The sequence below is a fragment of the Bradyrhizobium sp. 44 genome (assembly GCF_023073095.1).
Taxonomy (GTDB): domain Bacteria; phylum Pseudomonadota; class Alphaproteobacteria; order Rhizobiales; family Xanthobacteraceae; genus Bradyrhizobium.
Genome location: NZ_JADPIY010000016.1, coordinates 876596 through 889356 on the forward strand (window position 1 = coordinate 876596; position 12761 = coordinate 889356).

Below are 12761 nucleotides of genomic sequence, written 5' to 3' on the forward strand. Positions count from 1 at the left end.
GATCAGGATTGCCGGACTTCAAAACGCCCCCTCGGAACTGTCCCCATCGTCCCAAACGCGATTGGGGCCAAAGGGTTCCATGCGGAGGGACGGCTACTTCGGGGCGGGTTCCGCCTTGCCGGCAAGATATTGTTCCAGCCAGTGGATGTGGTAGTCGCCGTTGATGATGTCGTCTTCGCGCACCAGAGCGCGGAACAGCGGCAGCGTGGTCTCGATCCCCTCGACCACCATCTCGTCCAGCGCCCGGCGCAGCCGCATCAGGCACTCGCCGCGGGTCTTGCCGTGCACGATCAGCTTGCCGACCAGCGAGTCGTAATAAGGCGGGATCGTGTAGCCCTGATAGACGGCGGAATCGATCCGCACACCGAGCCCGCCGGGCGGGTGATATTGCGTGATGCGGCCGGGCGAAGGACGAAAGGTCTGCGGATTCTCGGCGTTGATGCGGCACTCGATCGCGTGGCCGATGACCTGGACCTCTTCCTGCCTCGCCGGCAGGTCGCCGCCGGCGGCGATGCGGATCTGCTCCAGCACGAGGTCGATGTCGGTGATGCTCTCGGTGACGGGATGCTCGACCTGGATGCGCGTGTTCATCTCGATGAAGTAGAACTCGCCGTCCTCGAACAGGAATTCGATGGTGCCGACGCCGAGATATTTCATCTCGCGCATCGCCTTGGCGCAGGTCTCGCCGATCTTGGCGCGTGCAGCCGCGGTCAGCACGGGCGAGGGGCCTTCCTCCCAAACCTTCTGGTGGCGTCGCTGCAGCGAGCAGTCGCGTTCGCCGAGATGAATCGCGCCGCCGCGGCCGTCGCCGAGGATCTGGATCTCGATGTGACGCGGCTTCTGCAGATATTTCTCGAGGTAGACGGAGGCATCGCCGAAAGCGGATTTGGCCTCGTTGGCAGCCGTCGACAGCGCGACCTGAAGATCGGCCTCGCTCTCGGCCACCTTCATGCCGCGGCCGCCGCCGCCCGCCGCGGCCTTGACCAGCACGGGGAAGCCGATCTTCCTGGCGATCGCCATCGCGTCGTCGTTGGGGCCGACCCCTCCGTCGGAGCCGGGCACCACGGGAATGCCGAGCTTCTTGGCAGTCCTCTTGGCCTCGATCTTGTCGCCCATCAGGCGGATGTGCTCGGCCTTCGGGCCGATGAAATGCAGATTATGCTCGGCGAGGATTTCGGCGAAGCGCGCGTTCTCCGACAGGAAGCCGTAGCCGGGATGCACGGCATCGGCGCCGGTGATCTCGCAGGCCGCGAGCAGCGCGGGCACGTTGAGATAGCTGTCCTTGGACGCCGGCGGCCCGATGCACACGCTCTCGTCCGACAGGCGCACATGCATGGCATCGGCGTCGGCGGTGGAATGCACGGCGACGGTCGCGATCCCGAGCTCCTTGCAGGCCCTGAGGATGCGAAGGGCGATCTCGCCGCGATTGGCTATGAGGATCTTGTCGAACATGGTGTCCTTATTGGACTGACGCGCGGAAAGCGGCGAGGGCGATGAGACCGCCCTCGAACGTCACTCAATGATCACGAGTGGCTCGCCGTACTCCACCGGCTGGCCGTCCTCGATCACGATCTGCGTTACCGTGCCGGCGCGCGGCGAGGGAATCTGGTTCATGGTCTTCATGGCTTCGATGATCAGCAGCGTCTGGCCGACCGAGACCTTGCTGCCAACCTCGATGAACGGCTTGGCGCCGGGCTCCGGCGCCCAATAGGCGGTGCCGACCATCGGCGAGGTCACGGCGCCGGGATGCTTCGACAGGTCGGCAGCGGCCGGCGCGGCGGCAGCTGCAGCCACCGGGAGCGCGGCGGGGGCAGCCGCCATCTGCATCGGCATGGTCGCGGCGACGCTGATGTTGCGGGCGACGCGCAGGCGCAGGCCGGCACGCTCGATCTCGATTTCAGTGAGGCTGGTCTCATCGAGCAGCAAGGCGAGCTCGCGGACGAGGGCGGAATCCTCGCTGGAAAACTTTGCGTCTGCTTTGTCGTCTGGCTGGCGCGCCATGTTGTTTGATCCGAATGTTCTGTGTGAAGGGGGAGCGTCAGGCTTTGGGCTTGATGCCGAGCTTGGCGGCAAGGCCCTGGATGGCGAGGCGGTAGCCCTCGATGCCGAAACCGCAGAGCGAGGCGAAGGCCGCGCGCGCGGTGTAGGAGTGATGTCGGAAATTCTCGCGGGCGTGGATGTTGGTGACGTGCACCTCGACCGTCGGGATCTGCACCGCCAGCAGCGCGTCGTGCAGCGCGATCGACGTGTGCGAATAGCCGCCGGCATTGATGATGATGCCCTTCATCTTGCGGGCATGTGCCTCGTGGATGAAGTCGATCAGCTCGCCCTCGCGGTTGGACTGCCGGCAGTCCGCCTTGAGGCCGAACGTCGTTGCCGTCTCCCGGCACAGCGCCTCGACGTCGGCCAGCGACGCATGCCCGTACTTCTCGGGCTCGCGTGTCCCCAACATGTTGAGGTTCGGCCCGTTCAGGACAAGGATCGTGTCGGTTGCTGGTTCGGCCATTCCAATCCCGCAAGAGGTGCTTCGGCGTGGCGGGGGTTATAGGTAACAAAGCGCGTGAGGGGAAGCCTTGAAGGACCTCCGAGCTGGCTTCAGATGCCTCATCCGGGGTGCAAAAACCTGTGCGCAAGCTACGGAAATTGCTTGTTAACCAGTCCGAAGCATGGCTGCCGCAGCGCCAGAGGGGCTGGGTCTCCCGAGAGACCGAAAGCCCCCGCCGATCTCTCGGCGGGGGCTCGTGCGGACGGGTCGGTCAGCGGACCGGCTTACCCCTCGATGACGTACACGATCTCGCGCGTCTGCGGACGAACGATCACGTACTGGCCGTGCACGAAGATCACCTCGTAGCCGCGCCACTCCGGATAGATCTCGACGATCCGCGGCGGGAGCGGGTGGAAATGAACGCTGGCAGGGATCGTCGTGCCGACCGAGATGTTGAAGTTGACGTTGGTCGTTTCCTCGATCTTGGTCGACTTGATCGCGGATGTGATCTCGGTCCGCTTCTCGGGCGGCGGTGCAGAAGCGGTCGCGGAGGCCGTGCCGGTCGTGGTCTGAGACTTGGTATCGGCAGCCTTGTTGTCCGCACCCTTGGTCTGACTGTCTGCGCCCTTGGTCTGGGCGTTCATATTGCCGCTCTTGGTGTCAGTCTCCGTGCTCTTGGACTTGTCGGTCTGGGACTTGTCCATCGTGCTCTTCGACTTGTCCTGCGCTGCCTTGTCCTGCGCTGACTTGTCATGCATGGACTTGTCCTGCGCGGACTTATCCTGCGCGCCTTGGGCGTGCTCACCCTTCGCCGCGCCGGCCTTCTCGTCGGCCGCGTTCTTGTTCATCGCGCCGGACTTGTCCATCCCACCCGACGACTTCTCCTCGGCTGCACCGCCGGGCTTCATGGCGCCGCCAGTCTGGCCGACGGTGCCCTTCTCCTGAGCGGATTCACGGCCCATCGAGCCGCCGCGCTCGGCGGCGCCGGAAGGCTGCGAGTGCTGCGTCGGCTGCGCGCCAGCGCCGCCACCGCTGTCGCGGTTCATGGTGCCCTGTGCGTTCGCCAGACCGGTGCCGGCGACGAGCGCGAGCGCGGCGACCGAGATCATAAAGCGGTTAGACATTGAATTCTCCTCACGTGTTTCTCTGCGTCATTGCCCGCGCCGACAACGAAAGGAGGTATCAGGAGTTCCGGAACATTGGCGGTTCCGCGGCATTTGTTTGTTGAACGCCAGATGAACGCGCGCGCCAGATTTCGGCGCAATGAAAAGGCCGGCGTTTCAGCCGGCCTTTTGCATGCGTGAGTTGTAGAGCAGATCCCTGATCAGCAAGTCGCCTTGTCAGCAGGTCGCTTTGCCGCAGCGGGCCACAGCGATCTTTTCCTTCAGGCTATCGACACCGACGGCGCCGACAACGATCTGCTTGCCGATCACGTAGCTGGGCGTGCCGTTCATGCCCATCGCTTCGGCGAGCTTGAAGTTCTCCTCGATGGTGCTGCGCACCTCGGCGCCGCCGATATCCTTCTCGATCTTCGCGACGTCGAGACCGGCTTCCTTGGCCGCCTGAAGCGCGCGCGCCTTGTCTGCCGCGCCACGGCCGCCGAGCAGCTTCTGATGGAAATCGAGATATTTCTTGCCGGAGGGATCCTGCATGCGCACCGCGACTGCGACCTGGGCTGCTTCCACCGAACCCTGGCTCAGCACCGGAAACTCCTTCAGCACCACCTTCAGCTTCGGATCAGCCTTCATGAGGGTGAGCATGTCGTCCATCGCGCGCTTGCAGTAGCCGCAATTGTAGTCGAAGAACTCGACGAAGGTGACGTCGCCGTCCTTGTTGCCGAGCACGACCTGGCGTGGCGAGTTGAAGATCGCATCGGAATTCTGCGCGACGCTGGCCTCGTGTTTCTGCGTCTCGGCCGCGGCCTGGCGCTTGGTGAGCTCGGCCATCGCTTCCTCGAGCACCTCGGGATGGGTGACGAGATAGTTCTTGATGATCACCTCGATGTCCGTGCGCTGGGCATCGGAGAAGCTGTCGGCCGACGCGGGCGCGGCTGCGCCGAACATGGCGAGCGCAAACAGCGCGGGAGCAAGCAGGCGCAGCGAAGGCATAGGCAAATCCTCTTATCCAAAGCAGGTTTCGGAAAACGTCCCGGCGGACTTAAGCTCGGTGTCGTGACGTCGTTTCGTAAGGCGTCGTGGCGTAAGGCGTCGTCCTGTAAGGTCGTCTTGGTCTTGTCAGTTGCGCGGCGGTTTCGACGCCACGATGTCGTCGGCCTTGACCCATCCGGGCGTGCCGACGGCGAAACGGGTTTTCGCGCGCGTCGCAAGCTCGCGGGCGGTCTTGTTGTCGCCGCGCAGATAAGCGGCCTGCGCCGACGCCAGATCGGCCTCGGCATAGTCGCCCTTCCGGCCATAGGCCATCGCGAGCTGCATGTAGCCGAGAATGGCCTCCGGTTCCCGTGCGACCGCGGCCCGGAGAATCCGAACGGCGTCATCGGTGTAGGCCTTATTATCGGACCCAACCAGAGCCTGCCCAAGTAACATCTCGATGAGGGGCGCGTTGTTCGAAAGTGCGACAGCCTTGCGCAGGGCAGGGATCGCCTCGGCCGGCTTGCCGCCCTCCAGCAGGGCCTGGCCGCGCACCTCGTAAAAATACGCATTGTTGGGCTGGACCTGGATCAGCGCGTCGATCTGGGTGAGCGCGCTGCGCAAATCCCCGTGCAGATAGGTGCTGATGGCGCGGGCGTAGCGCGCCGGCATGCTGTCATTGGTCAGGGGATAGCGGCGATACACCGTCTCCGGCCGCTCCATGAAGGCGGAGATCTTGGCGCGCACCATGTCGTGGCGGAGCTGGAGCGCTGGATCGTCCTTCTTGTCCCAATAAGGGCTGGAGCTGACGAACTCTTGCAAGGAAGCGACGCGCTCGGCCGGCATCGGGTGCGACTGGAGATAGGGATCGGCGCCTCGTGCGGCGAACAGGCTCTCGCTGGTGAAGCGCTTGAACGTCTCGTACATGCCCTTCGGCGACTGCTGGGTCGCAGTCAGGAATTTCACGCCCGCGCGGTCGGCGTTCTCCTCCTGCTGGCGCTGGTAAGACAGCAGCGTCCGGCGGATCATCTCCTGGGGACCGGCGAGGGCGGCGGCTCCTGCATTGGCAAGGCCATTGTTGCCGGCGCTGCCACTGCCGCGGGTGCTGCCTACGGCCATCGCGCCCGCGCCGAGCAGCATGGCGATGATCATCTGGGTCTGGGCATTGGCGAGCTGCTCGCGCAGCTTGGACAGATGGCCACCGGCCAGATGCCCGGTCTCGTGCGCGAGCACGCCGATGATCTGGTTCGGCGTCTCCGACTGGAGGATCGCACCGTAATTGACGAAGATGCGGCGGCCATCGGCGACGAACGCGTTGAACGAGCCCTCGTTGACGATCACCATCTGGATGTTCTGCTTTTCCAGACCGGCGGCGCGCAGGATCGGGCGCGTGTATTCGCGCAGCAGCTGCTCGGTCTCGGTGTCGCGCAGGACCGGCGGCCCCTTGGCCTGCGCATGCGCGGCCGAGAACGGCGTCAGCGCGATCGCAGCCGCCGCGACGAGGGAGGTGAGGGCGGTGGCCGTCTTGCGCAATGCGATCTGGAACAACATCAAGCGGTCTGGGTCAAACGGTCTTGTCAGCAGGCTTGTCAGGCATTCCTGGTCAAGCAGTTCAGTGATTGGTTTTGGCGATTGGCGGCGGACCGGATACGCGATATGCCCCTTTGAGCCGTACCCCTTATGAGCCGTACAATGCGGCCAGTCTGGGGCGCAAGCACCCCGTTTTGCCCGGGTCGGACGGATCGGCCCCGCCAGCGAATAGCAGAAATCGATGCACGATGCGACATTGAGGAACCGATTGGGAGAGTGGCTTGCGCCCTCCCGCCGCAGCGATGTTCCCCCGTTCATGGTGATGGACGTGATGGCCGCGGCGGCCCGGATCGAGGCGGCCGGAGGCCATGTGATCCACATGGAGGTTGGCCAGCCCGCCGCCGGCGCGCCGAAGACTGCGATTGCGGCCGCCCATGCGGCGCTCGAGGCGGGGCGGATTGATTATACTTCCGCACTCGGCATCCCCTCCTTGCGCGCGCGCATCGCGCGGCATTATCGCGATGCCTATGGCTGTGACGTCAGCCCCGAGCGGATCGTGGTGACCACCGGCTCCTCCGGCGGGTTCATTCTGGCATTCCTCGCGATGTTCGAGCCGGGCGACCGCGTTGCCGTAACGGTGCCGGGTTATCCGCCGTACCGTCATATCCTCACCGCGCTCGGCTGCGAGCCGGTGCTGATCGAGACCACGAACGAGACGCGCCATGCGTTGACCGGCGAGGCGCTGCTGGCCGCCCATCGCAAGGCGCCGCTGAAGGGCGTGCTGGTCGGCAGCCCAGCCAATCCAACCGGGACCATGATGTCCCGCGAGGCGCTCGCCGGTCTGATCGCGGCGGCGGAAGACGCGGGCATCCGGTTCATCTCGGACGAGATCTATCACGGGCTCGATTACGCGTTTCCCGCGGTGACGGCTGCGGCGCTGTCGGACCACGCGCTCGTGATCAACTCGTTCTCGAAGTATTTTTGCATGACGGGCTGGCGCGTCGGCTGGATGGTCGTGCCCGAGATTCTGGTGCGGCCGATCGAGCGGCTGCAGCAGAACCTGTCGATCTCGGTGCCATCGCTGTCGCAGATCGCAGCCGAAGCGGCCTTCGACGGCGCGGCCGAGATGGAGGAGATCAAGCACGGCTATCAGGAAAACCGGCGCATCCTGATCGAGGGATTGCCCAAGGCCGGCCTGACCAGGTTTCTGCCGGCCGACGGTGCATTCTATCTCTATGCGGACGTCTCGGATTTCACCTCCGACAGTTTCGAGTTCGCCAAGCAGATGCTCGAACAGGCCCATGTCGCGGTCACGCCGGGGCTCGACTTCGATCCCATCCATGGTCGTTCATTCATAAGGCTCTCTTACGCGCGTTCGGCTGCGGAGATGCGGGAAGCAGTTGACCGGATCGCCCACTGGCTTAAATAGCCGCCAGTTTTCTACAGCCTTCTGGAGTGCAACTTGTCTGACCGTTCCGTCCCGTCTACCGCCACGCATTCTCCTCTCGCCGCATTGATGTGGCCGATCCGGCCGGGTGAAACCGTCGGCGCCTTGCGCGCCGTCGTGCTGATTGCGCTCGGCACCGCCTTGATGGCGCTGTCAGCCAAGGTGAACCTGCCACTGCCTTACGTGCCCATGACATTGCAGACGCTGGTCGTGTTGATGATCGGCGCCGCCTATGGGTGGCGGCTTGGCAGCGCAACCATGATCGCCTACCTCGCCGAGGGCGCAATGGGCCTGCCGGTGTTCGCCGGTCCCGTTGGTGGAATCGCACCGTTGGTCGGCCCGACCGCAGGCTATCTGTTCGGCTTCATTGGCGCCGCGTTCGTCACCGGCTGGCTCGCCGAGCGCGGCTGGGATCGCAGCGTAATGCTGCTGTTTGCGGCCATGGCCGTCGGCCACATCCTCATTCTGGCCGCGGGCTTTGGCTGGCTGGCCTTCGGTCTCGGCCTCGGCGCCGCAAAGGCGTGGCAGGTCGGCCTGATGCCGTTCGTTGCGGCCTCGCTGGTCAAGAACGCGCTGGGCGCGACGTTGATGCCGGCGATACGCCGGGTGGTCGACCGCGGGTAAAGCGCGCAATATCGAGCAGTTCCGATTGACAGGGCCGGCCAAGTTGATCTTGGCTGGCCTGGCGTTTTGAGGGGGAGTGAAACAATGACGACGACAACGATGGTGGGGGCGCCGGTCGCGCCGCCCGCCGCCAAGCCGTGGTACAAGGTACTTTATATCCAGGTGCTGATCGCGATCGTGCTTGGCGCCATCGTCGGCTGGCTCTGGCCGTCAGTCGCTACCAATGAGTGGATCAAGGCACTCGGCGACGGCTTCATCAAGCTGATCAAGATGGTGATCGCGCCGATCATCTTCTGCACCGTTGTCTCGGGCATTGCCCATATCCAGGACGCCAAGAAGGTCGGCCGCATCGGCGTCAAGGCGCTGGTCTATTTCGAGATCGTCTCGACCTTCGCACTGGTGATCGGACTCATCATCGGCAATCTGGTGAAGCCGGGTGCGGGCTTCGGCGGCGCCGCCGCCAACGCGCAGGCCGTCGCCAACTACGCCAAGCAGGCTGAAGGCCAGAAGTCGGTCGACTTCGTGCTGCACATCATTCCGGACACCGTCGTCGGCGCCTTCGCGCAAGGCGAGATCCTGCAGGTGCTGCTGTTCTCGGTGCTGTTCGGCTTCGCCATCATGGGGCTCGGCGAACGCGGCCACACCATCCGCAGCTTCATCGACGACGCCGCGCATGCGGTGTTCGGCGTCATCTCCATCGTGATGCGCGCAGCCCCGATCGGCGCCTTCGGCGCGATGGCCTACACCATCGGCAAGTTCGGCACCGGGGCGATCCTCAACCTCGTCGGCCTGATCGCGACGTTCTACGTGACCGCGGCGCTGTTCGTGTTCGTCGTGCTCGGAACCATCGCGCGCTTCGCCGGCTTCTCCATCTTCAAGTTCCTCGCCTACATCAAGGACGAGCTGCTGATCGTGCTCGGCACCTCGTCCTCGGAAAGCGCGTTGCCATCCTTGATGGAAAAGCTCGAGCGCCTCGGCTGCTCCAAGTCGGTGGTCGGCCTCGTGGTGCCCACGGGCTATTCGTTCAATCTTGACGGCACCAACATCTACATGACGCTGGCGACCCTGTTCATCGCGCAGGCGCTGGGCTTCGATCTCACCTTCGGCCAGCAGCTCACCATCCTGGTGGTGGCGATGCTGACCTCGAAGGGTGCCTCCGGCATCACGGGCGCGGGCTTCATCACGCTGGCGGCGACGCTCGCCGTGGTCGATCCGCGCCTCGTGCCGGGCATGGCGATCGTGCTCGGCATCGACAAGTTCATGAGCGAGTGTCGCGCGCTGACCAATCTGTGCGGCAACGGCGTTGCCTGCGTGGTCGTCGCCTGGTGGGAGGGCGAACTCGATCGCGACAAGCTCAACGCCAACCTCGCCAGGCAGATCGATCCGACTGACATGGAAACGGCGGTCACGACGGACTGATCTGCATTTGGCGGTGCCGGGCGCCGTCAGATCTTGAAGTAATAGGGCTGGTCGAGATCCTCGATCAGCCCTTTTTCTTTGGGCGACCAGCCGAGAGCGGCACGCGTCTTCGCGCTCGAGGTCGGAACGTCGGCGGCCGCGAACTGTGCGAACCAGCCGAAATGCGCGGTCGCTTCCTCGGGCGATTGGGACACCACGGGCACGCCGAGCCGCCGGCCGATCACCTCCGCAATCGCCTTGAACGGCACGCCTTCCTCGGCGATCGCGTGATAGTGCTTCGCGGTTGCGCCTTGCTCCAGCGCCAGCCGGTAGACGCGCGCGGCATCGACGCGGTGCGCGGCGGGCCAGCGGTTGCCGCCATCGCCAACATAGGCCGATATGCCTTTCTGGCGCGCGAGGTCGATCAGGATCGGGACGAAGCCGTGGTCGCCCTCGCCATGCGTGGACGGCGGAAGGCGTACCACGGCTGCGCGGACGCCAGCCAGCGACAGCGCGGTCGATTCCGACACGCGTGGAAAGCGGTGCGATGATTCATCGTCCTCGGTGGCGAGGCGTCCGGGCGCAAGCAGCGCGACGCCGGAGGTGACGATGAGAGGGCGACTGGAGCCCTTGAACTCCTCGCCGATCGCCAGGATCGCGCGGCGGTCGAGCTCGCAATTGTCCAGAAACTTCGAAAAGTCGTGGTTGAAACCGAGGTGCAGGACGCCGTCGGAGGCGGCCGCGCCGCTGCGCAACGACGCGTGATCCTCCAGCGACCCGCGATGGACCTCGGCACCCATCGCGGCGAGCGCCGCGGCTCCCGCGTCGGAGCGGGCGAGGCCCGCGACCCGGTGGCCGGCGGCGATCAGGTCGCGGACGACGGCGGAGCCGACGAAGCCGGTGGCGCCAGTGACGAAAACACGCATGAGTATCTCCAGGGTTGGTGGAGACGACCATCCGCGCTAGGATTATCCGGGTAAAGTGGTGACATTATCGGGGTATGATTGCTAACAGGATGAGCGAGGGCGCGACAGCTGAGAACCTCTTGGGGACGTACCTCAAGGACCGCCGCACCCGGCTCGATGCCGCCGCGTTCGGCTTCGCGGGTAGCCGCAGGCGCACGCCCGGGCTGCGCCGCGAGGAGGTGGCGCAGCGCGCCAATATCAGCCCGACCTGGTACACCTGGCTCGAGCAGGGCCGCGGCGGCGCGCCGTCGCCCGATGTGCTCGACCGCATCGCGCGAGCGCTGATGCTGACCGATGTCGAGCGTGAGCACCTGTTCCTGATCGGGCTCGGCCGCCCGCCCGAGGTGCGCTACCAGGCGAGCGAAGGCGTCTCGCCGCGGCTGCAGCGCGTGCTCGACGCGCTGGAGACCAGCCCGGCGATCATCAGAACTGCAATCTGGGACGTCGTTGCCTGGAATCGCGCCGCCACCATCGTGCTGACCGATTACGCCAAGCTCGCGCCGGAGCGACGCAACATCTTGCGGTTGATCTTCTGCGAGCCGCGGGTGCGCGCCGCGCAACATGACTGGGACAGTGTGGCCCGCTTCGTGGTCGCCGCCTTCAGGGCGGATGCAGCGCGGGCGCCGGGGCCGTCTCGCATGTCGCCGACTTCGTCGATGAGCTCTGCCGCCTTAGCCCCGAATTCGCGTCGCTATGGCGCGACAACGACGTCCGCGCCCATGGCGAAGGCGTCAAGCATCTGCGCCACCCCGTGCTCGGTCCGATCGCGTTCGAATATTCGGCCTTTGCCGTAGATGGTAGGCCAGATCTCGGCATGGTCGTCTACAATCCGGCGACGCCTGATGATGCCGAACGCATCAGGACGCTTCTCGCCGAGCGCGCTGGCTGACGGAATTTGCGAACTCGCGCGTTCAACCTGCATCGGGCGACGCGCGCGCGGTGCTTGCCGTCAACCCTGGGAATTAGAATCGCTCCGGCCGGTACGGCGTCGGATCAATCATAGGCGTTTCGCCGCTCATCATCTCGGCGAGCAGGCGCCCGGTCGCGGGTCCCAGCGTAAAGCCCTGGTGGCCGTGGCCGAAGTTCATCCAGAGGCCGGGATGGCGTGGGGCAGGGCCGAGCACCGGCAGCATGTCGGGCGTGCAGGGGCGGGTGCCGAACCACGGATCGGGCTCGACCCGCTTGCCGAGGTCGATCAGCTCGCGCGCGGAGGCTTCCGCGCTGGCGAGCTGCACGGGCGTTGCGAGCGCGTCCAGGCCGGTCAGCTCCGCGCCGGTGGTGATGCGGATGCCTTTGGCCATCGGACCCATGGCGTAGCCACCGGCTTTATCGACCAGAGGCAGATCGAGCGAGGCGCCACCGCTGTAATGCATGTGGTAGCCGCGCTTGCGCACCAGCGGGATGCGATAGCCGAATTTGAGCAGGAGATCCGGCGACCACGGCCCGAGCGTCACGACGGCGTGGGCGGCGTCGATGCGTCCAACGTCGGTCCCGACCGACCAGCCGGTCGCGGTTTGCTGCAAGCTCTGGGCATCGCCTAGCACGATGGTGCCGCCGAGGCGTTCGAACAGATCGGCATAGGCCGTGACCAGCGCGCCGGGATCGGACACGGTCCAGGTGTCGAGCCAATGGATCGCGCCGGGCAGGTCGTCGCGCAGGACAGGTTCGGCCTTGGCGAGCTCGGCGCCTGAGAGCGCACGAAACCTCACGCCGAATTCGCGCTGGTCCTCTTCCGCCGCCTTGACGGCGAGATCGAACGAAGCTGCGTCGCGATGCAGGTGTCGGTATCCCGCGCGGCGGATCAGATTGTCGGCGTGGGCTTCGCGAATGAGGATGTCGTGCTCCGCCGTCGCGTAGGCGATCAGCCGTGCCCAGGCGTCGATCGCTTCGCGATGCCGCTTCGGCGCCGAATGCCACCAATACCGCAGCAGGGGCTCGATATGGAGATGAAGCGATGACAGGCTGTAACGCACGTCGTTGGTGCGTCCGGTCGCGATCTTCAGGAGCGTGGCGAGGTCGCGCGGCATCGGATAGGGGCGCACCGCTTCCGCCTGGATCATGCCGGCATTGCCGTAGCTGGTCTCGCGGCCCGGCTCCCTGCGGTCGATCAGCGTGACGGACCAGCCGCGCTGCTGGAGGTGCAGCGCCGCGCTGACGCCGATCATGCCGCCGCCGAGGACGATCACGCTTTGCATCGAACTGACCTCGCAAATCAAAACCGCCCG

The 12761-nt window shown here is 65.3% G+C and carries 11 protein-coding genes and 1 pseudogene; 4 read left to right on the forward strand and 8 right to left on the reverse strand.

The window, feature by feature from the left end:
* Window positions 1-93: 93 nt before the first annotated feature.
* The 6 genes from accC to IVB41_RS20790 all read right to left on the reverse strand — a co-directional run bounded on the left by accC (window position 94) and on the right by IVB41_RS20790 (window position 6123).
* The gene (gene accC / locus IVB41_RS20765) at window positions 94-1452 is read right to left on the reverse strand and encodes an acetyl-CoA carboxylase biotin carboxylase subunit (RefSeq protein WP_007609734.1); all 1359 of its coding nucleotides are present in this window, start codon (window positions 1450-1452) and stop codon (window positions 94-96) included.
* Between the two features lie 60 nt (window positions 1453-1512).
* The gene (gene accB / locus IVB41_RS20770) at window positions 1513-2001 is read right to left on the reverse strand and encodes an acetyl-CoA carboxylase biotin carboxyl carrier protein (protein WP_247286241.1); all 489 of its coding nucleotides are present in this window, start codon (window positions 1999-2001) and stop codon (window positions 1513-1515) included.
* Between the two features lie 37 nt (window positions 2002-2038).
* Window positions 2039-2506, reverse strand: coding sequence for a type II 3-dehydroquinate dehydratase (gene aroQ / locus IVB41_RS20775; RefSeq protein WP_027569828.1), 468 nt, complete (start codon window positions 2504-2506; stop codon window positions 2039-2041).
* A 263-nt stretch (window positions 2507-2769) separates the two neighbouring features.
* Window positions 2770-3609, reverse strand: a complete 840-nt coding sequence (locus IVB41_RS20780) for a DUF1236 domain-containing protein (RefSeq protein ID WP_027569829.1) — start codon at window positions 3607-3609, stop codon at window positions 2770-2772.
* Between the two features lie 216 nt (window positions 3610-3825).
* Window positions 3826-4593, reverse strand: coding sequence for a DsbA family protein (locus IVB41_RS20785; RefSeq protein WP_247286239.1), 768 nt, complete (start codon window positions 4591-4593; stop codon window positions 3826-3828).
* A 126-nt stretch (window positions 4594-4719) separates the two neighbouring features.
* Window positions 4720-6123 (reverse strand): M48 family metalloprotease, encoded by a 1404-nt coding sequence (locus IVB41_RS20790; protein WP_247434391.1) that lies wholly within the window; start codon window positions 6121-6123, stop codon window positions 4720-4722.
* A gap of 220 nt (window positions 6124-6343) precedes the next feature.
* On the opposite strand from IVB41_RS20790, the gene IVB41_RS20795 reads away from it, so the two are divergent.
* The 3 genes from IVB41_RS20795 to IVB41_RS20805 all read left to right on the forward strand — a co-directional run bounded on the left by IVB41_RS20795 (window position 6344) and on the right by IVB41_RS20805 (window position 9592).
* Window positions 6344-7531, forward strand: coding sequence for a pyridoxal phosphate-dependent aminotransferase (locus tag IVB41_RS20795; protein ID WP_247361260.1), 1188 nt, complete (start codon window positions 6344-6346; stop codon window positions 7529-7531).
* A gap of 87 nt (window positions 7532-7618) precedes the next feature.
* Window positions 7619-8173 (forward strand): biotin transporter BioY, encoded by a 555-nt coding sequence (locus tag IVB41_RS20800; protein WP_027569832.1) that lies wholly within the window; start codon window positions 7619-7621, stop codon window positions 8171-8173.
* A gap of 84 nt (window positions 8174-8257) precedes the next feature.
* Window positions 8258-9592: a dicarboxylate/amino acid:cation symporter gene (locus tag IVB41_RS20805; protein ID WP_027569833.1), complete on the forward strand. Its 1335-nt coding sequence runs from the start codon at window positions 8258-8260 to the stop codon at window positions 9590-9592.
* Window positions 9593-9618: 26 nt separating this feature from the next.
* Here the strand turns inward: IVB41_RS20805 and IVB41_RS20810 are convergent, their stop codons facing one another.
* The gene (locus tag IVB41_RS20810; protein WP_247434394.1) at window positions 9619-10497 is read right to left on the reverse strand and encodes an SDR family oxidoreductase; all 879 of its coding nucleotides are present in this window, start codon (window positions 10495-10497) and stop codon (window positions 9619-9621) included.
* Between the two features lie 89 nt (window positions 10498-10586).
* On the opposite strand from IVB41_RS20810, the pseudogene IVB41_RS20815 reads away from it, so the two are divergent.
* Window positions 10587-11425, forward strand: a pseudogene (locus IVB41_RS20815) (helix-turn-helix transcriptional regulator).
* Between the two features lie 73 nt (window positions 11426-11498).
* Here the strand turns inward: IVB41_RS20815 and IVB41_RS20820 are convergent.
* Window positions 11499-12731, reverse strand: a complete 1233-nt coding sequence (locus IVB41_RS20820) for an FAD-binding oxidoreductase (protein WP_247434397.1) — start codon at window positions 12729-12731, stop codon at window positions 11499-11501.
* Window positions 12732-12761 lie beyond the last annotated feature (30 nt).